This window comes from Streptomyces sp. NPDC058092 (genome assembly GCF_042884935.1).
Taxonomy (GTDB): Bacteria; Actinomycetota; Actinomycetes; order Streptomycetales; family Streptomycetaceae; genus Streptomyces.
Window position 1 is genome coordinate 386,709 of record NZ_JBHVSY010000001.1, and the last position, 21,435, is coordinate 408,143.

General features: G+C 70.5%; 21 protein-coding genes. 11 read left to right on the forward strand and 10 right to left on the reverse strand.

Annotation, left to right across the window (positions count from 1 at the left end; genetic code table 11):
- Positions 1–138 precede the first annotated feature (138 nt).
- The gene (locus ACFVV1_RS01860) at positions 139–804 is read right to left on the reverse strand and encodes an O-methyltransferase (protein WP_389982938.1); all 666 of its coding nucleotides are present in this window, start codon (positions 802–804) and stop codon (positions 139–141) included.
- A gap of 182 nt (positions 805–986) precedes the next feature.
- Between ACFVV1_RS01860 and sigE the strand changes: the two genes are divergently transcribed.
- The 5 genes from sigE (at position 987) to ACFVV1_RS01885 (ending at position 5,943) form a co-directional block, all read left to right on the forward strand.
- Complete coding sequence (gene sigE / locus ACFVV1_RS01865) at positions 987–1,748, forward strand: RNA polymerase sigma factor SigE (RefSeq protein WP_389982941.1); 762 nt, start codon at positions 987–989, stop codon at positions 1,746–1,748.
- Positions 1,745–2,782, forward strand: coding sequence for a zf-HC2 domain-containing protein (locus ACFVV1_RS01870; protein WP_389982944.1), 1,038 nt, complete (start codon positions 1,745–1,747; stop codon positions 2,780–2,782). Before sigE ends, ACFVV1_RS01870 begins: the two co-directional genes overlap by 4 nt.
- Before the next feature lie 111 nt (positions 2,783–2,893).
- The gene (locus tag ACFVV1_RS01875; RefSeq protein WP_389982947.1) at positions 2,894–4,570 is read left to right on the forward strand and encodes a trypsin-like peptidase domain-containing protein; all 1,677 of its coding nucleotides are present in this window, start codon (positions 2,894–2,896) and stop codon (positions 4,568–4,570) included.
- Between the two features lie 99 nt (positions 4,571–4,669).
- Positions 4,670–5,164 (forward strand): sec-independent translocase, encoded by a 495-nt coding sequence (locus ACFVV1_RS01880; RefSeq protein WP_389982950.1) that lies wholly within the window; start codon positions 4,670–4,672, stop codon positions 5,162–5,164.
- 119 nt (positions 5,165–5,283) lie between these two features.
- Positions 5,284–5,943 (forward strand): hypothetical protein, encoded by a 660-nt coding sequence (locus ACFVV1_RS01885; protein ID WP_389982953.1) that lies wholly within the window; start codon positions 5,284–5,286, stop codon positions 5,941–5,943.
- Positions 5,944–6,136: 193 nt separating this feature from the next.
- Here ACFVV1_RS01885 and ACFVV1_RS01890 read toward each other — a convergent pair whose 3' ends face one another.
- The 3 genes from ACFVV1_RS01890 to ACFVV1_RS01900 are packed head-to-tail and all read right to left on the reverse strand — an operon-like array spanning position 6,137 to position 9,137.
- The gene (locus ACFVV1_RS01890) at positions 6,137–7,270 is read right to left on the reverse strand and encodes an Mrp/NBP35 family ATP-binding protein (RefSeq protein ID WP_389982956.1); all 1,134 of its coding nucleotides are present in this window, start codon (positions 7,268–7,270) and stop codon (positions 6,137–6,139) included.
- Positions 7,271–7,315: 45 nt separating this feature from the next.
- Positions 7,316–7,873 (reverse strand): DUF1003 domain-containing protein, encoded by a 558-nt coding sequence (locus ACFVV1_RS01895; protein ID WP_389982959.1) that lies wholly within the window; start codon positions 7,871–7,873, stop codon positions 7,316–7,318.
- Positions 7,863–9,137 (reverse strand): magnesium transporter MgtE N-terminal domain-containing protein, encoded by a 1,275-nt coding sequence (locus tag ACFVV1_RS01900; RefSeq protein WP_389982962.1) that lies wholly within the window; start codon positions 9,135–9,137, stop codon positions 7,863–7,865. The genes ACFVV1_RS01895 and ACFVV1_RS01900 overlap by 11 nt, the downstream gene beginning before the upstream one ends.
- A gap of 203 nt (positions 9,138–9,340) precedes the next feature.
- Between ACFVV1_RS01900 and ACFVV1_RS01905 the strand changes: the two genes are divergently transcribed.
- The gene (locus tag ACFVV1_RS01905; RefSeq protein ID WP_389982965.1) at positions 9,341–10,120 is read left to right on the forward strand and encodes a hypothetical protein; all 780 of its coding nucleotides are present in this window, start codon (positions 9,341–9,343) and stop codon (positions 10,118–10,120) included.
- Between the two features lie 248 nt (positions 10,121–10,368).
- On the opposite strand, the gene ACFVV1_RS01910 is transcribed toward ACFVV1_RS01905, so the two are convergent.
- Entirely contained in the window at positions 10,369–10,890 is a 522-nt protein-coding gene (locus ACFVV1_RS01910) for a hypothetical protein (RefSeq protein ID WP_389982968.1), read from the reverse strand.
- A 12-nt stretch (positions 10,891–10,902) separates the two neighbouring features.
- Entirely contained in the window at positions 10,903–12,018 is a 1,116-nt protein-coding gene (locus tag ACFVV1_RS01915) for a magnesium and cobalt transport protein CorA (RefSeq protein WP_389982971.1), read from the reverse strand.
- A gap of 427 nt (positions 12,019–12,445) precedes the next feature.
- Here ACFVV1_RS01915 and ACFVV1_RS01920 point away from each other — a divergent pair, with 427 nt between their 5' ends.
- Complete coding sequence (locus ACFVV1_RS01920; protein WP_389982974.1) at positions 12,446–13,081, forward strand: suppressor of fused domain protein; 636 nt, start codon at positions 12,446–12,448, stop codon at positions 13,079–13,081.
- 95 nt (positions 13,082–13,176) lie between these two features.
- On the opposite strand, the gene ACFVV1_RS01925 is transcribed toward ACFVV1_RS01920, so the two are convergent.
- Positions 13,177–14,409, reverse strand: a complete 1,233-nt coding sequence (locus ACFVV1_RS01925; protein WP_389982977.1) for an MFS transporter — start codon at positions 14,407–14,409, stop codon at positions 13,177–13,179.
- Positions 14,410–14,565: 156 nt separating this feature from the next.
- Between ACFVV1_RS01925 and ACFVV1_RS01930 the strand changes: the two genes are divergently transcribed.
- From ACFVV1_RS01930 to ACFVV1_RS01940, 3 genes are all read left to right on the forward strand, one after another.
- Positions 14,566–15,204 carry a DUF6758 family protein gene (locus ACFVV1_RS01930; RefSeq protein ID WP_389982979.1) on the forward strand — a complete coding sequence of 213 codons (639 nt, stop codon included), beginning with the start codon at positions 14,566–14,568 and terminating at the stop codon, positions 15,202–15,204.
- Between the two features lie 129 nt (positions 15,205–15,333).
- Complete coding sequence (locus tag ACFVV1_RS01935) at positions 15,334–16,200, forward strand: PHP domain-containing protein (protein ID WP_389982982.1); 867 nt, start codon at positions 15,334–15,336, stop codon at positions 16,198–16,200.
- Between the two features lie 256 nt (positions 16,201–16,456).
- Entirely contained in the window at positions 16,457–17,062 is a 606-nt protein-coding gene (locus ACFVV1_RS01940) for a MarC family protein (RefSeq protein ID WP_266748380.1), read from the forward strand.
- 79 nt (positions 17,063–17,141) lie between these two features.
- Here the strand turns inward: ACFVV1_RS01940 and ACFVV1_RS01945 are convergent, their stop codons facing one another.
- Positions 17,142–17,294 (reverse strand): hypothetical protein, encoded by a 153-nt coding sequence (locus ACFVV1_RS01945; protein WP_177328023.1) that lies wholly within the window; start codon positions 17,292–17,294, stop codon positions 17,142–17,144.
- Positions 17,295–17,536: 242 nt separating this feature from the next.
- Here ACFVV1_RS01945 and ACFVV1_RS01950 point away from each other — a divergent pair, with 242 nt between their 5' ends.
- Positions 17,537–18,424 carry an NYN domain-containing protein gene (locus ACFVV1_RS01950; protein WP_389982985.1) on the forward strand — a complete coding sequence of 296 codons (888 nt, stop codon included), beginning with the start codon at positions 17,537–17,539 and terminating at the stop codon, positions 18,422–18,424.
- Between the two features lie 19 nt (positions 18,425–18,443).
- Here ACFVV1_RS01950 and ACFVV1_RS01955 read toward each other — a convergent pair whose 3' ends face one another.
- Together ACFVV1_RS01955 and ACFVV1_RS01960 are read right to left on the reverse strand one after the other, a co-directional pair.
- Positions 18,444–19,292, reverse strand: a complete 849-nt coding sequence (locus ACFVV1_RS01955; RefSeq protein ID WP_389982988.1) for an alpha/beta fold hydrolase — start codon at positions 19,290–19,292, stop codon at positions 18,444–18,446.
- A gap of 161 nt (positions 19,293–19,453) precedes the next feature.
- A complete protein-coding gene (locus tag ACFVV1_RS01960) occupies positions 19,454–21,310 on the reverse strand; it encodes a DEAD/DEAH box helicase (RefSeq protein WP_389982991.1) in 1,857 nt (618 codons plus the stop codon).
- Positions 21,311–21,435: the final 125 nt, after the last annotated feature.

The window sequence follows — 21,435 nt, forward strand, 5'->3', positions numbered from 1 at the left end:
ACCGTGCCGGGGCAGTGATGTGTCCGCAGCCGGTGCGCCCGGGGAACCGGACCCGTGGATCACGCCCGTCCGGCGATTGAGGACACCCCCCGGTTCGCCCGGGCAGGGGCAGGCCTCTTGACTCCGTTCCCGGGGGCGTCAGCCCCTCCGCACCGCACACAGCAAGCCGTCGCCCACCGGCAGCAGCGTCGCCATCAGCTCCTGGCTCTCCCGTACCGCCCGCAGCAGCTCCCGCAGCCGCAGCACCTCCGCAGGCTGCGCCGCGGAGTCGACCGTACGGCCGTCCGCGAAGACTCCCTCGAAGCACACCAGACCGCCGGGCCGCAGCAGACGCAACGATTCAGCGAGACAGTCCAGGCTCTCCAGCCGGTCGCCGTCGCAGAACACCAGGTCGTATCCGCCGTCCGCGAGCCGCGGCAGTACGTCCAGGGCGCGGCCGGGAATGAAGCGGGCCCGATTGGCGGCGAACCCCGCGGCCCGGAACGCCGCACGGGCGAACTGCTGGCGCTCGGGCTCGGGGTCGACCGTGGTCAGCACCCCGTCGGGCCGCATGCCGTGCAGGAGATAGAGCCCGGACACGCCGGTCCCGGTGCCGATTTCGGCCACCGCTTTGGCGTCCGTCGTGGCAGCGAGCAAGCGCAGCGCGGCGCCGGTACCTGGCGACACCGAGCGAAGCCCTGCCTCCCGCGCCCGGTCCCGGGCCCAGTGCAATGGTTCGTCCTCGGCGACAAAGGCGTCGGCGAACGCCCAGCTCGTCTGCCGGTTGGCGGTAATGACCCTCTCCTGTCCCCGTAGTTGGCGCAACGGTGACTGTATCCGCTGTACCCGGGAACCCGCAGATGGGACCGGGCGTTATGCAAGGGCAGGGGAAAGCGCATGGAATCGGCCCGCGGATCGGGTCCGGAGGCCATGGGCCGGAGGTTCCCGGGGTGCTCCCCGGCCCCAGCAGGAAAAAGGCTTATCCGGAGCTAACGGGCGAGGTGGCTATGGTAGGGGCTCCGCTGGACACCACCAGAGCCGATAGGGGAGGTGCGGCTGCGCCTGTGGATCGGAGAGGAGTGCTGTGGCGCTTCCTCAGGTCGGCGGGTGAGCCGAAATCCGTGACCAACATCGCTGACCGTTCTTCCAACGATTCCGCACCGACCGCGACCTTCGCCTCTGATGCGGACTCCCAGGCGTGGACGCCGCCCTCATGGGAAGAGATCGTCAGCACGCACAGCGGCCGTGTCTACCGACTCGCCTACCGGCTGACGGGCAACCAGCACGATGCGGAGGACCTCACGCAGGAGGTCTTCGTCCGCGTGTTCCGGTCGCTGTCCACCTATACGCCGGGCACCTTCGAGGGCTGGCTGCACCGCATCACGACCAACCTGTTCCTGGACATGGTCCGTCGTAAGCAGCGGATCCGCTTCGACTCCCTCGGTGACGACGCCGCCGAGCGGCTGCCGAGCCGTGAGCCGTCCCCGCAGCAGGTCTTCAACGACACGCATTTCGACGCGGACGTGCAGCAGGCGCTGGACACCCTCGCGCCCGAATTCCGTGCCGCCGTCGTGCTCTGTGACATCGAGGGCCTCTCGTACGAGGAGATCGCAGCGACGCTGGGCGTGAAGCTCGGCACCGTGCGCAGCCGTATCCACCGAGGTCGCTCGCACCTGCGCAAGGCGCTGCAGCACCGTTCGCCCGAGGCCCGTGCCGAGCAGCGCTCGCTGGCGGGCGCGATCCTGGCAGGGGAGGGCGGAACGGCGTGAGTGGCACAAGCCCGACCCCCGCGGAGCAGCATCTGGGGGACCGGCTCGCCGCGCTTGTCGACGGCGAGTTGAAACACGATGCCCGTGAGCGGGTGCTCGCCCACCTCGCGACCTGCGCCAAGTGCAAGGCCGAGGCAGCCGCACAGCGGCGCCTGAAGAGCGTCTTCGCACAGTCCGCCCCGCCTTCGCCGTCCGAGGGGTTCCTCGCCCGGCTGCAGGGCCTTCCCGGGGGGCCGGGGGGCGACGACGACAGCCAGGGAAGACCGTTCGGCGGCTCCGGGCGTTTCGCCGACGGGCTTTTCCCGATGATCCAGCAGCCCGGCAGCCGCACCGATTCGCCGGGGAATTCACCGCTGGGGAGTTTCGGCTTCGCTCCGGTCCCGCACGGCTCGACCGCCGTACTGCCGGGTGGGCCGTCCTCCCGGTCGGGCTTCCGGATCCATGAGGTGGGCCGCGAGCCGGACCGGTCGCCGTGGCGCGGGCGGAGGTTCGCCTTCGCCGCGGCCAGCGCCGTATCGCTGGCGGCCATCGCCCTGGGCGGTGCGCTGCCGACGGGCGCGGGTTCCAACACCCCGGTCCGCGCCGCGGGCGCCGGAAACGCGGTGACCCCGCTCGACGTCGCTTCGCGCAGCGAGAGCAGCAGCTCGGTGAGCCGTCGCAACGGTGGCAGCCAGGGCGCGCTCGCCGCAACGGAGGCGGGCGACCGCTCGATCGCCGCCGCCCCGCCGTCCGTGCCGGAGGTCACACCGGCAGCGCCTTCCACGGCCCCCGCACTGCTCTCCTCCGGAACCCTCGTGCCCGGAACCCTGGCATCCGGAACCCTCGCGGGGAACACCTTCGGAGTTCAGGGCCTGACCAATGTGTCCGCGTCACCGCTGATACGTCCGACCAGCACGTCCCCGCTCTTCGCACGGGTGCTCGGGCGGCTCGCCTCGCAGCCCCCCGCCCCCTCCGCGCCGCCGTCCTGGGCGCCGCCGGCCTCGGCCCTCCCTACCCCCGCCGACCGTGGTCTGCCGCTTTCCTCCCGGCGCTGACCGCAGGTCTGCGCAGACATTCGCAAACCTGGTTGAATTCCGGGAGCAGTTCCGGGAAGGACGCCCCTGCGGGGGCGTGCAGAGGCCAGTTGCGGCAGTTGCGGGGAGAACATGGAAGACGGGAAGTCCACCGGGCCGAAGGCGAAATGGTGGAGTCGGCCCGCGCCGGGACGCACCACCCGCACAGCGCCGGACGAGCCGTCCCCCGTGCAGGACACGGCACCCACGGCCGATACGACAGATGAGACGGCCGTGACAGACATGACGGAAGCGCCTACGCCCGAGCCCATGGAGTCCGTACCGGCCGCGCGGCCCGCGGCGCCGCTGCACCAGCCCGATGAGTACAGCACCCCGCCCTACGGCGGACCCGGCCCCTGGGCACCCGCACCACCTGTGCAGCGACCGGTCCCGACCCCCGCGCACGGCACCCCCGTACCCGCGCAGTACGCCGGGACGAACGGCGCAGGCATCCCCACCGGCCCCACAGCACCCGGCGCACCCACCCACCCCACCGCCCCCGGTTTCACACCCACGCCCACGCCCACGCCCATGCCCGCACCCCCTCCCTCGCTCCCGCAGCAGCAGTCGACGCAGTGGCTCCAGTACGACCCCTGGGGTGCACCCCGGCAGCCGCTGACGAACCCGGGCCCGCCGCTCGGGGCCGACACCGGCCGTAAGAAGAACCGCCGCGGCTCCCTCCTCATCGGCGCCGTGCTGCTCGCACTGGTGGCGGGAGGCATCGGCGGCGGCATCGGCGCCTACATCGAGCGCAACGGCGGCCTCACCCAGGTCGAGCTTCCGCAGACCAGCCGGAACAGCGGGGGCCGCGCCCCCGACAGCGTCGCGGGCATCGCCGCCAGCGCGCTGCCCAGCGTGGTCACCCTCCATGTCAGCGGCACCACCGGATCCGGCACCGGTACCGGCTTCGTGCTCGACAACTCCGGCCACATCCTCACCAACAACCACGTCGTCGCCCCGGCCGGGTCCTCCGGCGAGATCACCGTGACGTTCAGCGGTGGCGAGACCGCGCGCGCCGAGGTCGTCGGCAAGGACAGCGGCTACGACCTGGCCGTGGTCAAGGTCACCGGCGTCTCCGGCCTCAAGCCGCTGCCGCTGGGCAACTCCGACAATGTGCGGGTCGGCGACCCCGTGGTGGCCATCGGCGCCCCCTTCGACCTGTCCAACACCGTGACCTCCGGCATCATCAGCGCCAAGGACCGGCCGATCACCGCGGGCGGTGAGAAGGGCGACGGCAGCGACGTCAGCTACGTCGACGCGCTGCAGACCGATGCCCCGATCAACCCGGGCAACTCCGGCGGTCCGCTCGTCGACACCGATGCCCATGTCATAGGCATCAACAGCGCCATCCGTGCCGCCGACAGTGGTTCGAGCACCGAGGGCGGGCAGGCGGGGTCCATCGGTCTCGGCTTCGCCATCCCGATCAACCAGGGCAAGCGGGTCGCCGAGGAGCTGATCAACACCGGGAAGGCCACCCACCCGGTGATCGGCGTCACGCTCGACATGAAGTACACGGGGGACGGCGCCAAGGTCGGCACGAAGGGGGCGGCCGGCAAGCCCGCGGTGACGCCGGACGGACCCGGGGCCAAGGCCGGGATCAAGCCCGGGGACATCATCACCGAGGTCGACGGCCAGCGGGTGCACAGCGGTGAGGAGCTGATCGTGAAGATCCGCGCGCACCGGCCCGGCGACCGGCTGGACCTCGGTCTGACCCGAGGTGGTAAAGACCTGTCCATCTCTTTGACTCTCGGTTCGGCAACCGGCACGTGACGGCCACGGGACGCTACCGCGCGGACAGTTTCGGCGGGTACCGTGGGCCGGGTCCGGACCTCGACCGACACGGTCTCGGAGAACACGAGGAGCAACAGGGTGTTCAATGACATAGGCGCACTCGAGCTGGTGACGCTCGCGATCCTGGGTGTGCTGATCTTCGGCCCGGACAAGCTGCCCAAGGTCATCCAGGACGCCTCGCGCTTCATCCGCAAGATCCGTGAGTTCTCGGAGAGCGCCAAGGAGGACATCCGTACGGAGCTCGGTCCGGAGTTCAAGGACTTCGAGTTCGAGGACCTCAACCCCAAGACGTTCGTCCGCAAGCAGCTCATGGACGGCAATGACGATCTGGGGCTGAAGGAGATCCGCGAGAGCTTCGACCTGCGCAAGGACCTGGCCGAGGTCACCGACGCGGCGAACGGCCGGGAGAGCGCGGCCGTGGAGTCCGTGGAGTCCGTGGACTCCGGTGGTGGCGTGTCGAGCGGCTCGGCGATCACCGCCGCCAACGGCTCCGGCGGTGCTCCGGACCTGCTCAAGAAGCGTGCGCAGCCCGCGAAGGACGACCACCCGCCGTTCGACGCAGACGCCACCTGACGGCAGTCAATCCCGAGTCGCCCGGACGGTATGGCTATTCTCCATCTGTCCGGTTGTGAGGACGCCCGTGGGGGGCGGGCCGCTCCGGACCCAAGGGATCGAGGAGGCGGGCCGGGCATATGGAGACGACCAGTCGGGTGGGCGCGGAAGACGCGCCGGGCACAGTCGCCGCAGAAGGGGTGTCGGCGACCCGGGCTGTCGTCGACGGTTATCTGGCAGCTCCGTTTCCCTGGTACGCACTGGACGAGGCCTTCACCGGACCCCGTTGGCTGATGCAGGTCGGCACCGCTGCGGACGGCACCGTGCAGCACGGTTCCCTGGGGCACGGTGACGAACCGTCGGTACGGGCCGACGCGGGGACCGAGAAACAACGATTCGCCGTCGTCGTGACGGTGGGCAGCAGTCCGGTGCGGGGCAGCGGTGACGGTACGGGGGTGCTGGACGCGACCACGGTCTCCTCCGCGGCCTGGCTGGCCGGGTCCGGGCTGCTCGCCTATACATGGCCCCCGCAGCTGGACCACTCGCTGCGCGACGACTGGCTGGACCAGCAGACGGAGACGGCGTTCGAACTCGCCGACGATCTGGACGGCCCCGCGTGGTCGGCGCTGTCACTGCCCGTGGACGGCGCCCCCGTGCCGTTCCACTACCGCGAGTCCGAGTTCGGCTGGGTGCTGGCGGGGTCGGCGCACGACGGGGTGCACATCGGGGCGTACGGGCGGGGGATGAGCGCGTACGGGCTGGGTTTCTCGGTCGTCGGCGACATCGCGACGTACGCGTAGCGAGGGGGGACGGCGGTGACCGGCCGAGGCTGGTTGCCGCGTTGACCTCAATCACCGATCGGGCTCGAACCCGAAGGTGACCTCGATCGCCCACCGGGCTTGAAAGCGACCTCGATCACCGACCGGGCTCGGTTTCGCCGGACGCGCCTGACACATCACGCCCGTCCGGCGATCGAGAGCAGTCCCCGACGCTTCAGAACTTGTTGCGCGGGGTGATTCCCAGCGACATGCCCGACAGGCCGCGCTGACGGCCCCCCAGCTTGTCCGCGATGGTGCGCAGCGCCTTGCCGGCCGGAGAGTCGGGGTCGGACAGGACGACCGGCTTGCCCTCGTCGCCGCCCTCGCGCAGCCGTACGTCGATCGGGATGGAACCGAGCACCGGCACCTCCGCGCCGGTCGTCCTCGTCAGTCCCTCGGCGACCCTCTGGCCGCCCCCGGTGCCGAACACATCGACCATCTCGTCGCAGTGCGGGCACGGCAGGCCCGACATGTTCTCGACGACACCGACGATCTTCTGGTGGGTCTGCACGGCGATCGAGCCGGCCCGCTCGGCCACCTCGGCGGCCGCCTGCTGCGGGGTCGTGACGACCAGGATCTCGGCGTTCGGCACGAGCTGCGCCACCGAGATCGCGATGTCACCGGTGCCCGGCGGCAGGTCGAGCAGCAGGACATCCAGATCGCCCCAGTACACATCGGCGAGGAACTGCTGGAGCGCTCGGTGCAGCATCGGTCCGCGCCACACCACCGGGGCGTTGCCCGGGGTGAACATGCCGATGGAGATGACCTTCACGCCGTGCGCCGACGGCGGCATGATCATGTTCTCGACCTGGGTCGGCTTGCCGTCCGCGCCGAGCATCCGGGGCACGCTGTGCCCGTAGATGTCCGCGTCCACGACACCGACCTTGAGGCCGTCGGCCGCCATCGAGGCCGCCAGGTTCACGGTGACCGACGACTTGCCGACGCCGCCCTTGCCGGACGCGACCGCGTAGACCCGGGTCAGCGAGCCGGGCTTGGCGAACGGCACCTCGCGCTCCGCCGTGCCGCCGCGCAGCGAGGCCGTGAGTTCCTTGCGCTGTTCGTCGCTCATCACATCGAGCGTGACGTCGACGCGGCTGACGCCTTCGACCTTCTCCACCGCTTCGGTCACGTTCTTGGTGATCGTCTCGCGCATCGGGCAGCCGGAGACCGTGAGATAGACCGTGACAGCGACTGCACCGTCAGCGTCGATCTCGACCGACTTCACCATGCCGAGCTCGGTGATCGGACGGTGGATCTCGGGGTCGTTCACTGTCGCCAGTGCCTCAAGCACCGCGTCTTCCGTAGCCATACCGACGATGTTACGGCGCCCGGCGCTACGCGCGAGTAGCCCCCGTCAGCGGTCTTCGTCACTCTCGGCCGGGAACAGGACACGGCGGTCGTCCAGCTCCCTCACGAGGTCTTCGAGTTCGGAGCGGATCCAGTCGCGGGTGGCGACCTCGCCGAGGCCCATCCGCAGGGAGGCGATCTCCCGGGTGAGGTACTCGGTGTCCGCGATGGAGCGCTCGTTCTGCTTGCGGTCCTGCTCGTAGGTGACCCGGTCGCGGTCGGCCTGCCGGTTCTGCGCGAGCAGGATCAGCGGGGCCGCGTACGAGGCCTGGAGCGACAGGATCAGCGTCAGGAAGATGAACGGGTACCCGTCGAACCGCCACTCCACGGGCGCGAAGGCGTTCCACACCACCCAGATGATGATGACCAGTGTCATCCAGGCGATGAAGCGCCAGGTGCCCAGGAACCGGGCGATCCGTTCGGAGAGCCGGCCGAACGACTCGGGGTCGTATTCGGGCAGCAGCCGCCGCCGCGGGGCCTTCGGCTGGTCCAGCCGGGAACGGGGCGGGCGCGCGATGCCCGAGGCACCCGTGGACGCCCCTTTCGCGCGGTCCTCACCGGCCACGGGCGGCCTCCTCCTCACCGTGGAAGTCCGTCTCCCGCCAGTCCTCGGGCAGCAGGTGGTCGAGCACGTCGTCGACGGTCACCGCGCCGAGCAGTGAGCCGCTCTCGTCCACCACCGGCGCCGAGACCAGGTTGTACGCGGCCAGATAGCTCGTCACGGACGTCAGCGGGGTGTCCGGTGCGAGGGGGATGAGATCGCTGTCGACGATCGAGCTGACCAGGGCGTACGGCGGATCGCGCAGCAGCCGCTGGAAGTGCGCGGTGCCCAGGTACTTGCCGGTCGGTGTCTCGTCCGGCGAGCGGCACACGTACACCTGGGCGGCGAGCGCCGGGGACAGGTCCGCCTGCCGGACCCGCGCGAGCGCGTCGGCGACCGTCGCGTCCGGGCGCAGAATGATCGGCTCGGTGGTCATCAGACCGCCCGCGGTCCGTTCCTCGTACGACATGAGGCGCCGCACATCCGCCGCGTCGTCCGGACGCATCAGGGTGAGCAGCCGTTCCTTGTCCGCCTCGGGGAGTTCGGACAGCAGGTCGGCCGCGTCGTCGGGGTCCATGGCCTCCAGGACATCGGCGGCGCGCTCCTCCTTGAGCTTGCCGATGATCTCCACCTGGTCGTCCTCGGGGAGCTCCTCCAGGACGTCGGCGAGCCGGTCGTCGTCGAGCGCCGCGGCGACCTCGGCCCGCCGCTTCGGCGAGAGATGGTGCAGCGCGTTGGCCACGTCCGTCGGGCGCAGCCGCTCGAACGTGGCGACCAGGGACTCGGCGCCTTGCCCGCGCTCCTCCAGCGAGAACCCGCTGACGGCCGACCACTCCACCGTCAGCGTCTCGCCCTTGCGCCGGAGCGCGCCGCCCTTGCCCTTGCGTACGAAGTACTTGTCGATCTCCCAGTCGCGGCGGGCCGGGAGCTGCTGGATGGCGACATCGAGGACGGTGACCTCCTCTCCGGTCTCCACGAGGCGTACGCGCCGGTCGAGGAACTCGCCGAGCACCAGGCGTTCGGTGGGCCGCTGTTCGAAGCGCCGCATGTTGACCACACCGGTGGTGATGACCTGACCGGACTCGATCCCCGTGACCCGGGTGATCGGGAGGAAGATCCGGCGGCGGCTGAGCATTTCGACGACCAGGCCGAGCAGCCGGGGCGGCCGGCCGCCGACCCGCAACATCGCGACCAGGTCGCGGACGCGGCCCACCTGATCGCCGTTGGGGTCGAAGACCGGGACGCCGGCGAGATGCGAGACGAAGATCCGGGGGGCGCCTGCAGCCATGGTGCGCCTCCTTCTTCCGTGTACGACTTCTCTGCCCGGTCCGTTTGACAGCTAATTAACCGTTATGACGGGATCAGGCTAGCCCGTACCGCTCCGCGTTGCCCCGGTGGACCCGTCCGTACGGCTCTCTGCCGGACGGCGTGTACGGCACAGGTACGCTGCCGTCTGCCACCCCCGCCCCGCAGATGAGAGGCAGTGCGCCTGTGACCTCTTCCGTCCCGCCCGTCCGGATCCGTCGCCGCCGGACCGCCCTCGCCGTTGTGCTCTGCGCTGGGCTGACCGCCGCCCTCGCGGCGTGCGGGGGCGAGGATCCGGACCAGGGGACCAACGGCGTCGGCAAGCTCACCGCCACGGACATCGAGAAGAAGGCGCGGGCCGCCGCGGCCTCCGCCGACGCGGTGCGGCTCGCCGGGACGCTGGTCAGCAAGGGCGGCACGTACAAGCTCAATATGCAGCTCAGGGAGAAGGGCGGCACCGGCTCCGTCACCTCGAAGGACAGCACCTTCGAGCTGCTGCGGATCGGTGACGAGCTCTATATGAAGGCGGACTCCGGGTTCTGGAGCCACGACGAGAAGTCCGGCGAGAAGTCCGGCGCCGGCAGCGACGCGGGCGGAGCGGCCGCGGACAAGCTCGAGGACAAGTACGTGAAGGTGCCCGAGGACGACCCCACGTACAAGCAGCTGCGCGGCTTCACGGACAAGAAGACCCTGCTCGACGGGCTGCTCGCCCTGCACGGCACCCTCAACAAGGGCGACCGGGAGAAGGTCGGAGCGACCCGGACCGTGCAGATCACGGGCGGCAAGGGCGAGGGCGGCTCGCTCGACGTCTCGCTGGAGGGCACCCCGTATCCCCTGCGCTTCGCGCGCGGCGGCGGCGGGGGGATCGTGACGCTGTCGGACTGGGGCAGGGACTTCCCGCTGGAGGCCCCGGCGAAGGGCGACACGGTCGACTACGGACAGCAGCTGCCCAAGACGTCCTCCTGAGAGCAGCCCGCACGAGCAGCCCGCACGAGCAGCCCGCACGAGCCGCGCCGCACGAGCCGCGCCGCACGAGCCGCGCCGCACGAGCCGCGGGACGCACGAGCCGCGGATTGCATGAGCCGCGTCCCGCACGCGCCGCGGATTGCATGAGCCGCGTCCCGCACGCGCCGCGGATTGCACGAGCCGGGGCGCCGCCCGGTGGATCGGAGGCGCACCGCTCCAGGCCGGTGGATCGGGGGTGCTCCGCCCCGTCAGCCCTTGCGGCCCCGCTTCAGCAGTCGCGGCAGCCCGGCCGGCACCGGCCGGCGTGTGGTCGCGGACGTCGGGAGCGGCGGTGCCGCCAGTGAGCCGTCCGGCAGCTCCGTACGGAACTCGCCGGGGGTCAGCCGCAGCACCCGGCACTCGCGCGCCCACCGCTCCGTCATCTGCTCGGCGTCCGGCGCGTTCAGCCGCTTGCCCTTGAGCTCGGCGACCGCGGCCTCCCACTCCTCGGAGTGCGGCGCGAGCTCCGACACGGCGGCCGTCCAGGAGATCAGCCGGCCCCCCTTGTCCTTGCTGCGCACGGTCACCTCGGCGGCGGACCCGTCCGCGAGACCGGCCGGGAGCGGCTGCTCACCGGGGCCGTCGCCGACCAGATCCGCCGCACCCTCGTGCCATACGTGCCACAGGGCCCGCGCGGGGCCGGTGCCCCGCACCCAGATGAGGCCGGACTTCTTCGTGGCCTCCTCGACCAGGGCCCGGCCCAGCGGCGCGTCAGCGGCAGCAGCAGTCATGCCTGAACTCTATTAGAGCCAGCCGTTGCGCTTGAGCGTGCGGTGGATGGAGAAGCAGACCACTCCGATGACGCCCATCACCATCGGGTAGCCGTACGTCCAGCGGAGCTCCGGCATGTGCTTGAAGTTCATGCCGTACACGCCGCAGATCATCGTCGGTACGGCGACGATGGCCGCCCAGGACGTGATCTTGCGCATGTCCTCGTTCTGCGCGACGGTCGCCTGCGCCAGGTTGGCCTGGAGGATCGAGTTCAGCAGTTCGTCGAAGCCGATGACCTCTTCGTGCACCCGCGCCAGGTGGTCGGCGACGTCACGGAAGTACTTCTGGATGTCGGGGTCGATCAGCCGCATCGGCCGCTCGCTCAGCAGCTGCATCGGCCGCAGCAGCGGTGATACGGCCCGCTTGAACTCCAGGACCTCACGCTTGAGCTGGTAGATCCGCCCCGCGTCCGAGCCGCGCGGGCTGCCCTTCGCGGGAGTGGAGAAGACCTCGATCTCCACCTCGTCGATGTCCTCCTGGACGGCGCCCGCCACCGCGATGTAGCCGTCGACCACGTGGTCGGCGATGGAGTGCAGGACCGCGGAGGGCCCCTTGGCCAGCAGCTCGGGGTCGTCCTGCAGCCGGTGCCGCAGCGCGCGCAGCGAGCCGTGGCCGCCGTGCCGCACGGTGATGACGAAGTCCCGGCCGGTGAAGCACATCACCTCGCCGGTCTCCACGACCTCGCTGGTCGCGGTGAGTTCGGCGTGCTCGACGTAGTGGATGGTCTTGAAGACGGTGAACAGCGTGTCGTCGTACCGCTCCAGCTTCGGCCGCTGGTGGGCGTGGACGGCGTCCTCGACGGCGAGCGGGTGGAGACCGAACTCCCGGGCGATACCGGCGAATTCCTCCTCGGTCGGCTCGTGCAGGCCGATCCAGGCGAAGCCGCCCTCCTCCCGCACCTCGAGCATCGCCTCGTGCGGCGTGCGGCAGGAGCCGGTCTCCACGCGCCGTCCGTCGCGGTAGACCGCGCAGTCGACGACCGCGCTGGAGGCGGACGGGTCACGGGTGGTGTCGTAACTGTTGTGCAGGGCGTTGCTCTTGCGCAGGGACGGGCGCACGGCGGCGCGCAGGTCGCGGATCATCGACATGGCTGGCTCCTTCACGGAGGGCCGTCGTCGGGCACGTGGAACAGCCCGGAATGGGGACGTGGGCTCACGTCCGCAAAGCGGGCGGCACCGCGGCGGCGCGATGACGGCGTTCGCTACAGACAGGCAAATTCGCTACAGACAGGCAAAGGGGGGTGCTCTTCCGCCGTGCGCAATGCCTTGGGCCTTGACCGAGAAGGCTTCAGATCACCGAAGAGAGGTGAGATACGGAAGAGCGGTTGGTACTGCACGGTCGACTTCGATCCATGGCAGCCCCACCTCCTCCAGTCGGTCCCCCGTGGGGGATGACGTGTCGTCGAGACTGAGAGCAACGCTTCTGCGTGCTGCCCCGACCAGCGGCCAAGACTATCAGCCGACTGAGGGCCAATCCTTTACTTTGCCCGTTCCATACGCGTCCTATGCTCGCGGGATGGGAGAAATTCTTGCTCTGGTCGAGGCCCGGCTGCTCACGGCCCTCGGCGAACCCGACGCGCGCGCAGCGGTGACGTTCCTCGGAACGGACCGCATCGAGGTGCTCCGCTTCGTCGACGGTGACGTGGTGCGCTACGCCACGCTCGGCATGTCCGCACAGCCGATGGCCGACCCGACCGCGACCCTCGCGGACCCGGTGAAGGGGCCGCGCGCCGAGCTGATCCTCTCCGTGCGCGCCGGACTCGCCGACACCGACAAGGTGCTGCGCCCGCTGGCCGTGCTGGCGGCCTCCCCGCAGGTCGAGGGGGTGATCGTGGCCCCCGGTGCCTCGCTGGAGGTGGGCGAACCGCTGTGGCCCGGGGCGCCGTTCAGCTCCGTACTGGTCGCCGAGCCGGGCGGGCTGGTCGAGGACCTGGAGCTGGATGAGCCTGCGCCGCGCAGCGGCTCCGTGAGGGGCGGTGGCCGGGAGACGGGCGGGCCCATGGAGCCGGTGCGGTTCCTGCCGCTGCTGCCGATGACGCACAACGAGGCCGCGTGGAAGCGGGTCCGGGGCGCGCAGGAGCTCCAGGAGCGGTGGCTGTCGCACGGCACGGATCTGCGAGATCCGCTGCGCGGCTCCGTGGACCTGGACTGAGACGTACGTCATTGCGGGCCGGGCATACGGGAAGCCCCGCCGCGCGGCCAGGAGGGGGGAGCCGCGGGCGGGGCAGAACCGGGTTGACGCGGCGGTCAGTTGGCGAAGACGGTGACACCGTCCTCGGTGGCGTGCTTCGGTTCCAGCTCCTCCGCTTCGTGGCTCAGCGCCGTACGCCGGATCCCGACGACGACCGCACCGACCACGGCCGCGATCGCGGCGACCACGAACGGGATGTGGATGTTGCTCCACTCCTCGATCTTCGGGGCGAGGTACGGGGCGGCGGCAGCGGCGAACCAGCGGACGAAGTTGTAGCCCGCGCTCGCCACCGGGCGCGGCGCGTCCGACACCCCGAGCGCCAGCTCCGTGTAGACGGTGTTGTTCATGCCGATGAAGGCGCCGGAGACGATCGTGCAGACGACGGCGGCGGTGTGGTTGCCGTATCCCAGGATCACCAGGTCGGCGGCGAGCAGCACCAGCGAGGCGCCGAGCACCTTCAGTGATCCGAAGCGTTTCTGCAGCCGCGGGGCGACGAGCACCGAGAAGACCGCGAGCAGCAGCCCCCAGGCGAAGAAGACGGCGCCCGACTTGTACGGCGTCATGTTCAGTACGAACGGCGTGAACGCCAGGATCGTGAAGAACGCGTAGTTGTAGAAGAACGCCGAGGTCGCGACGGAGGCCAGGCCCCCGTGGCCGAGCGCCTTGATCGGGTCGAGCAGCGAGGTCTTCTCGGCGGGCTTGGGCTGTTCCTTCAGGAACAGCGTGATGCAGATGAAGCCGATCGCCATCAGCGCGGCCGTGCCGAAGAACGGGTAGCGCCAGCTGGCGTCGCCGAGCAGGGCGCCGAGCAGCGGTCCGCAGGCCATGCCGAGGCCGAGCGCCGACTCGTACAGCAGGATCGCCGCCGCGCTGCCGCCGGCCGCGGCACCGACGATCACGGCGAGTGCGGTCGATACGAAGAGCGCGTTGCCCAGACCCCAGCCGGCCCGGAAGCCGACGAGTTCGGCGACGGACGACGAGGTGCCGGAGAGCGCGGCGAAGACGACGACGAGCGCGAGGCCGGTCAGCAGCGTCTTGCGGCCGCCGATCCGGCTGGACACGAAGCCGGTGACGAGCATCGCGACGGCGGTGATCAGGAAGTACGAGGTGAAGAGCAGCGACACCTGGCTCGGCGTCGCCTCCAGGCCCTTGGCGATGGACGGCAGAATCGGGTCCACCAGGCCGATTCCCATGAACGCGACAACAGAGGCGCCCGCCGTGGCCCAGACGGCCTTCGGCTGGCGCAGGATGCTGCCCGCTCCCTGATCGAACGGATCCTCTCCTTGCATGGGCTTCTCGCTCTCCACTAGGTCGTTGCGTTATACACAGAATAAGTTAGAGGGTCTAATGGATGCAAGCTGCATCTAAACGCGCAGGTGGGGGCCACGCTGCGGACGGGTGATCATCCTTGACGCGACGACGGTCGAGGAGGACCGTTGGGCGCTATGAGGGGCGAACCCAGTTGCCCGAAGTGTGGAGGCCGGGTCAGGGCGCCCGGTCTCTTTGCCGACACCTGGCAGTGCTCCGTGCACGGCAGCGTGCAACCGCTGCAGCCGGCCATCCCGCCCAGCGTCGAGGCGCTGGGGGTGGTGGTGCGCCGGGCCGAGGTGCCGGTGTGGATGCCCTGGCCGCTGCCGGTGGGCTGGCTGTTCACCGGTGTGGCGAGCGCGGGTGACGACCGCAGCGGCGGTCGCGCCACCGTCGTCGCCTGCTCCGGTCCCGGTCCGGTCGGCGGCATCGGCGAGCTGCTGCTCGTCACCGAGGAGCTCGGCGTCGGACTCGGGGCGCGCTACGCGGGCGTCGACGGCCCCGACCCCGGCCCGCATCTGGACGTCGACGGCCCGCCGGACGTCAAGATGCTCGCCGCCGGCCGCCCCACCCCGCTCTGGCACGTCAAGGGAGCGCCGGAGGACCGCGCGGTCTTCGTGGGCGAGGCGCGCGGGCTGTGGCTCTGGGCGATCGTCTGGCCCGAGCAGTCCGGACTCCTGATGTACGACGAGCTGGTGCTCGCCGATCTGCGCGAGGCCGGGGGAGAGATGGACCTGGTGCCGTGCGGGGCGCTCACCCCTCGCCTGATCAACTGAGACCGACCGGATCGGGGCGCGACGCGGGACCTGGCGCCCGAGGGCCATCGGGCCCGGCCGGGCACCGCTCGAATGCCGGTTATCCTGGGACGTCCCCCCTGTCCGGCCCCGAGCACTGGAGTACGCGTCGTGCGCATCGACCTGCACACCCACTCCACCGCTTCGGACGGCACGGACCGCCCCGCCGAGCTGGTGCGCAACGCCGCGGCCGCGGGCCTCGACGTCGTCGCCCTCACCGATCACGACACCGTGCGCGGCCACGCCGAGGCGATCGCCGCCCTCCCCGAGGGGCTCACCCTCGTCACCGGCGCCGAGCTCTCCTGCCGGATCGACGGTGTGAGCCTGCACATGCTGGCGTACCTCTTCGACCCCGACGAGCCCGAGCTGGCCCGCGAACGCGAGTTGGTACGGGACGACCGGGTGCCGCGCGCCCGGACGATGGTGGGCAAGCTCCAGGCGCTCGGTGTCCCGATCGACTGGGAGCAGGTCGCGAGGATCGCCGGGGACGGATCGGTCGGCCGGCCGCACATCGCCGCCGCGCTCGTCGAGCTCGGCGTCGTCGGGACGGTGTCCGACGCCTTCACGCCCGCATGGCTCGCCAACGGCGGACGCGCGTATGCCGAGAAGCACGAACTCGACCCCTTCGACGCGATCCGGCTGGTCAAGGCCGCCGGTGGCGTCACCGTCTTCGCCCACCCGCTCGCCGTGAAGCGCGGTGAGGTGGTGCCGGAGTCGTCGATCGCCCGGCTCGCCGCGGCGGGCCTCGACGGCATCGAGGTGGACCACATGGACCACGACGAGATGACCAGGGCCAGGCTGCGCGGGCTCGCCCGGGAGCTGGGGCTGCTGACGACCGGGTCCAGCGACTACCACGGCAGCCACAAGACCGTCGGGCTCGGCGAGTACACCACCGACCCCGAGATCTACGGCGAGATCACCCGGCGCGCCACGGGAGCCTTCCCGGTGCCGGGCGCCGGTGGACCCCGCCCCGCGTAACGACGACGCAGTCGTGACCACGCACACGTGACCACGTACGCGTAGGTCCGCGTCGCGGCCGGGGCGTGAGGCCCTGGACCGTTCCGCCCCGCGGCCGCACGCGTAACGCCACTCGTTCCATCCGCGCGTCCCGCGCCCCCACCTCCACGTTCCACTTCCGCGTTTCACTTCCGCGCACCCGGCCGCCAGGCCGCCGTCATGGCTTCGGGGTGCGCTCCTTCAGGCCACATCCCGCTCTCTTCTCGCAAGGCTCACTGTGTTCGACGTCGCTGTCTTCGGATCCCTTTTTCTCACGCTTTTTGTGATTATGGATCCGCCCGGGATCACTCCGATCTTTCTCGCCCTCACCGCCGGCCGACCCGCCAAGATGCAGCGCAGGATGGCGCTGCAGGCCGTGGCCGTCGCCTTCGGTGTGATCGCCGTCTTCGGTGTGCTCGGCCAGCAGATCCTCGACTATCTGCATGTCTCCGTGCCCGCCCTGATGATCGCGGGCGGACTCCTGCTGCTGCTGATCGCGCTCGATCTGCTCACCGGCAAGACCGACGAGCCGACGCAGACGAAGGACGTCAATGTGGCGCTCGTACCGCTCGGCATGCCGTTGCTCGCCGGGCCCGGTGCGATCGTGTCGGTGATCCTCGCGGTGCAGCATGCCGACAGTGTGGGAAGCCAGCTCGCGGTCTGGTCGGCGATCATCGCCATGCACATCGTGCTCTGGCTGGCCATGCGCTACTCGCTGCTGATCATCCGGGTCATCAAGGACGGCGGTGTGGTGCTGGTGACCAGGCTCGCCGGAATGATGCTCTCCGCCATCGCAGTGCAGCAGATCATCAACGGCGTCACCCAGGTCATCCAGAACGCCTGACGGCGCCGGCGGACACCACAGCGCCCCCGTACGGAAGACTTCCGTGCGGGGGCGCTTCGTCTTTGAGCGTCGTTATGCGTTACGAAGCCGAGGTTTCGGCCGGGCGGATATAGATGCGCTGGCCTATGGCTGCGGCCTGCTGCACGATCCGGTTGACGGAGGCGGCGTCCACGACGGTGCTGTCCACGGCGGTACCGTCGACATCGTCGAGTCGCATGATCTCGAAGCGCACAAGGCTTCCCTTCGTCTGATCCTCCTGCTGGAGAACTACTGGGAGGACGGGTGACCCGTCCACAAGGATGAGAGCGCCCGACACCGCTGTCCTGCGCTCCACGAGATGTACAACGGCTTGCCCACTGCAAACATTCCCTACGCTAAGGAAATTTTTTGGATGTCTAAGTATCAGCAGATCACCGAGCAGGCGTCGACGAGGTCCACGACGAGGTCCACGATGAGGCTTACGACGAGGCCCGAATGAACGAGGCAGAGATCCGCGAGCGGCTGGACCGCACCAACGAGCTGCTCCAGCGCGTGCTCGCCGAGGTGTCGAAGACCCCCTCGACCCATGCGATCTTCGTGGACGCCGGCTATGTGTACGCCGCGGCCGGACTGCTCGTCACCGGCACCGAGGACCGTCGCTCCTTCGACCTCGACGCGGAGGGACTGATCGAGGCCTTCATCGACAAGGCCCGCACGATCTTCGCGGACAGCAGACTGCTGCGCGTCTACTGGTACGACGGAGCCAGGCGGCGCATTCACACCGTCGAGCAGCAGTCCATCGCCGAACTCCCCGACGTCAAGGTCAGACTCGGCAACCTCAACGCCAACAACCAGCAGAAGGGCGTCGATTCACTGATCCGCACCGACCTCGAATCGCTCGCCCGGCACCGCGCCATCAGCGACGCGGCACTGGTCGGCGGCGACGAGGACCTGGTGTCCGCGGTCGAGGCGGCGCAGGGGTACGGGGCCCGGGTGCACCTGTGGGGCATCGAGGCGGGGGAGGGGCGCAACCAGGCCGAACCGCTGCTCTGGGAGGTCGACAGCCAGCGCACCTTCGACCTGGACTTCTGCCGCCCGTACGTCACCAGACGCCCCGTCACCACCTACGAGGAGGACACCCCCGCGCCCTCGCGCGAAGATGTCCGCTTCGTCGGTGCGCAGATCGCCGCGGCCTGGCTGGCCGCCCGGGGCCGGGACTCCCTTGCCGATCTGCTGCCCGGACATCCGTACCTGCCGGGCTCGGTCGACCAGGACCTGCTGGTCGAGGCCGAACGGCTGTTGCAGCACTCGCTGCGCGGCCACGCGCATCTGCGGCGGGCCCTGCGCGACGGCTTCTGGCAGCACCTCCAGGCGCAGTACTGAGCCCGCTCGCGCCTGTCGGCTACAGGCTGTTCCAGAAGGCGGCGAGCGCGGCCGCCGTCTCCTCGGGGCGGTCCGTGTTGGGGGAGTGCTCGGCGCCCGCGATCCGGGTACGGCGCGCCCCCAGCCGCTGTGCCATCTCGTCGAGGAGCGGTACCGGCCAGGTGTCGTCGCGCTCGCCGGAGAGCACATGGACGGGCAGTGGTACGGCGGCGAGTTCGGCCACCCGGTCCGGCTCGGTCGCCAACTGGCGGCCGGTGGCGATCAGCTGGGCGGGCCGGTGGCGCAGCCAGCGCCGGCCCAGGGCCTCGCCGTCGGTCGCCGCTTCCTCGGGCGGGTCGAGCGCGCGCATCGCCTCCCACACCTCGGCCATGGTCAGCGCCGTGAGCGCATCGCTGAGCACCTTCACCTTGAGCTGCTGGGCCTCGGAGACCTGGGCGGGGCCGGACGACATGAGGGTCAGCGAACGGAACGGTGCGGCGTCGAGCAGCACGGCGGCGCGGGCGATCTGCCCGCCGAGCGAGTGCCCGACCAGATGTACGGTGCCGTCGTCGGGGGCGCCGAGCGCGGCAACCTGCGCGAGCACGTCACGGGCCAACTCGCCCTGTGCGTACGTCTCCTGACGGTCCGTGCCGTCGGATTCGTACTGCCCGCGACCGTCCACGGCGACGGTGCGGTACCCGGCTGCCGAGAGTGGTTCGAGGAGTGCGATGAAGTCCTCCTTGCTGCCCGTGTACCCGGGCAGCAGGAGGGCGGTGCCACGCGACACGGTGCTCGGCGAGGCGTCCAGTACGGCGAAGTTCCCGCGCGCGGTGCGGAGCTGGCGGGCGTGGGCGCAGGGGGGCGGGGTGAAGGTGTGCGGCCGACTCATGGGACGAGGTTATGCCGTGAAACGCCGGACGGGCTCGAGGATGACCTCGAGCCCGTCCGGCGAAAACAAGCCCCTGGGGGTCTCCCCGTGCCATTGAGGCTGTGGGGGGAGGACGAGGAGCGGGTCCGGGGCGGAGCCCCGGCTCAACGGGCGTTGCGCACTCAGCCCTCGGCCTTGACGGCAGTCGCACGCGGCGCCCGCCGCCTCCGCGGCTTCGCCTCGCCCTCGGCGGCCGGGGCCTGGGCCACGGCCTCCGTCTTCGGCTTGGCGGCCGCACGGGTGCGGCGGCGCGGCTTGGTCTCCGGGGTGGGCTCGGAGATCGGCGCGATCTGGAAGTCGACCTCGTCCTCGACCGGCTTGACGACGCGGGTACGGCGGCGCGGCTTCGTCACCGTCTTCGCCTCGGGCATCGGATCGGCGATGGGGGCGATCTGGAAGTCGACCTCCTCCACCACCGGCTTCACCACGGCGGTGCGGGCGCGGCGGCGGCGCGGCTTGGCCTCGGTCGCGGGCTCAACCTTGATCTCGGCCTCGGCCTTGACCTCGGTCTTCGTCGCCACGGCAGCGGCCGGAGCCTCCACCGTACTCACCGCGGCCTCGGCCGCGACGTCCGCGGCACCGACGCGGGTACGGCGACGGCGGCGCGGCGTACGCGGCTCCGACGCGGCGTCCTCGGCCACCTCGGTGGACGGTGCGGGAACCGTGGCGGTGGTCTCCTCGACGGCGGAGCCGCCCCGCGTACGACGGCGCTGACGCGGCGTCCGCGGCGCACGCTCCTCGCGGACCGCGGGCGCCGACGACGCGGCGGACTTGCGGCCGCGGCCGCCCGTCTCGCCGAGGTCCTCGACCTCCTCGGCCCGCAGACCCGCGCGGGTCCGCTCGGTGCGCGGCAGGACACCCTTGGTGCCGGCCGGGATGTCGAGCTCCTCGAAGAGGTGCGGCGACGTGGAGTACGTCTCGACCGGGTCGGGGAACTTCAGGTCGAGCGCCTTGTTGATCAGCTGCCAGCGCGGGATGTCGTCCCAGTCGACCAGCGTGATCGCGATGCCCTTGGCGCCCGCACGGCCGGTCCGGCCGATGCGGTGGAGGTACGTCTTCTCGTCCTCCGGCGACTGATAGTTGATGACGTGGGTCACGCCCTCGACATCGATACCGCGGGCCGCGACGTCGGTGCAGACGAGCACGTCCACCTTGCCGTTGCGGAACGCGCGCAGCGCCTGCTCACGCGCGCCCTGGCCCAGGTCGCCGTGGACCGCGCCGGACGCGAAACCGCGCTTCTCCAGCTGCTCGGCGATGTCGGCGGCCGTGCGCTTCGTACGGCAGAAGATCATCGCGAGTCCGCGGCCGTTGGCCTGCAGTATGCGGGAGACCAGCTCGGGCTTGTCCATCGAGTGGGCCCGGAAGACGTGCTGCGAGGTGTTCGCGACGGTCGCGCCCTCACCGTCGGGCGACGTGGCGCGGATGTGCGTCGGCTGCGACATGTAGCGGCGCGCGAGGCCGATGACGGCGCCCGGCATGGTCGCCGAGAACAGCATCGTCTGGCGCTTCGGCGGAAGCATGGTGATGATCTTCTCGACATCGGGCAGGAAGCCCAGGTCGAGCATCTCGTCGGCCTCGTCGAGCACGAGCGAGCGGACGTGCGAGAGGTCGAGCTTGCGCTGTCCGGCCAGGTCGAGCAGGCGGCCCGGGGTGCCGACGATCACATCGACGCCCTTCTTCAGGGCCTCGACCTGCGGCTCGTACGCACGGCCGCCGTAGATGGCGAGAACGCGGACGTTACGCACCTTGCCGGCGGTCAGCAGATCGTTGGTGACCTGCTGGCAGAGCTCGCGGGTGGGGACGACGACCAGCGCCTGCGGCGCCTCGGTCAGCTGCTCGGGCTGGGCCCGGCCCGCCTCGACGTCCGCGGGGACGGTGACGCGCTCCAGCAGCGGCAGGCCGAAACCGAGGGTCTTGCCGGTGCCGGTCTTGGCCTGGCCGATGACATCGGAACCGGAGAGCGCGACGGGGAGCGTCATCTCCTGGATGGGGAACGGGGACACAATGCCGACGGCCTCAAGGGCCTCGGCCGTCTCGGGAAGAATCCCGAGGTCTCGGAACGTAGTCAGGGTGCTGCCTCTTCTGTGAGACGCGGTCCGAGGCG

What these genes read in the sequence shown, in the direction of transcription:
- ACFVV1_RS01885 (WP_389982953.1), top strand. Translation starts at nt 5,284, where the DNA reads ATGGAGACGACCAGTCGGGTGGGCGCGGAAGACGCGCCGGGCACAGTC.
- ACFVV1_RS01930 (WP_389982979.1), top strand. Translation starts at nt 14,566, where the DNA reads ATGAGGGGCGAACCCAGTTGCCCGAAGTGTGGAGGCCGGGTCAGGGCG.
- ACFVV1_RS01950 (WP_389982985.1), top strand. Translation starts at nt 17,537, where the DNA reads ATGAACGAGGCAGAGATCCGCGAGCGGCTGGACCGCACCAACGAGCTG.
- ACFVV1_RS01910 (WP_389982968.1), bottom strand. Translation starts at nt 10,890, where the DNA reads ATGACTGCTGCTGCCGCTGACGCGCCGCTGGGCCGGGCCCTGGTCGAG.
- ACFVV1_RS01955 (WP_389982988.1), bottom strand. Translation starts at nt 19,292, where the DNA reads ATGAGTCGGCCGCACACCTTCACCCCGCCCCCCTGCGCCCACGCCCGC.
- ACFVV1_RS01900 (WP_389982962.1), bottom strand. Translation starts at nt 9,137, where the DNA reads ATGGCTGCAGGCGCCCCCCGGATCTTCGTCTCGCATCTCGCCGGCGTC.
- sigE (WP_389982941.1), top strand. Translation starts at nt 987, where the DNA reads ATGGTAGGGGCTCCGCTGGACACCACCAGAGCCGATAGGGGAGGTGCG.
- ACFVV1_RS01925 (WP_389982977.1), bottom strand. Translation starts at nt 14,409, where the DNA reads ATGCAAGGAGAGGATCCGTTCGATCAGGGAGCGGGCAGCATCCTGCGC.
- ACFVV1_RS01960 (WP_389982991.1), bottom strand. Translation starts at nt 21,310, where the DNA reads ATGACGCTCCCCGTCGCGCTCTCCGGTTCCGATGTCATCGGCCAGGCC.
- ACFVV1_RS01915 (WP_389982971.1), bottom strand. Translation starts at nt 12,018, where the DNA reads ATGTCGATGATCCGCGACCTGCGCGCCGCCGTGCGCCCGTCCCTGCGC.
- ACFVV1_RS01920 (WP_389982974.1), top strand. Translation starts at nt 12,446, where the DNA reads ATGGGAGAAATTCTTGCTCTGGTCGAGGCCCGGCTGCTCACGGCCCTC.
- ACFVV1_RS01875 (WP_389982947.1), top strand. Translation starts at nt 2,894, where the DNA reads ATGGAAGACGGGAAGTCCACCGGGCCGAAGGCGAAATGGTGGAGTCGG.
- ACFVV1_RS01890 (WP_389982956.1), bottom strand. Translation starts at nt 7,270, where the DNA reads ATGGCTACGGAAGACGCGGTGCTTGAGGCACTGGCGACAGTGAACGAC.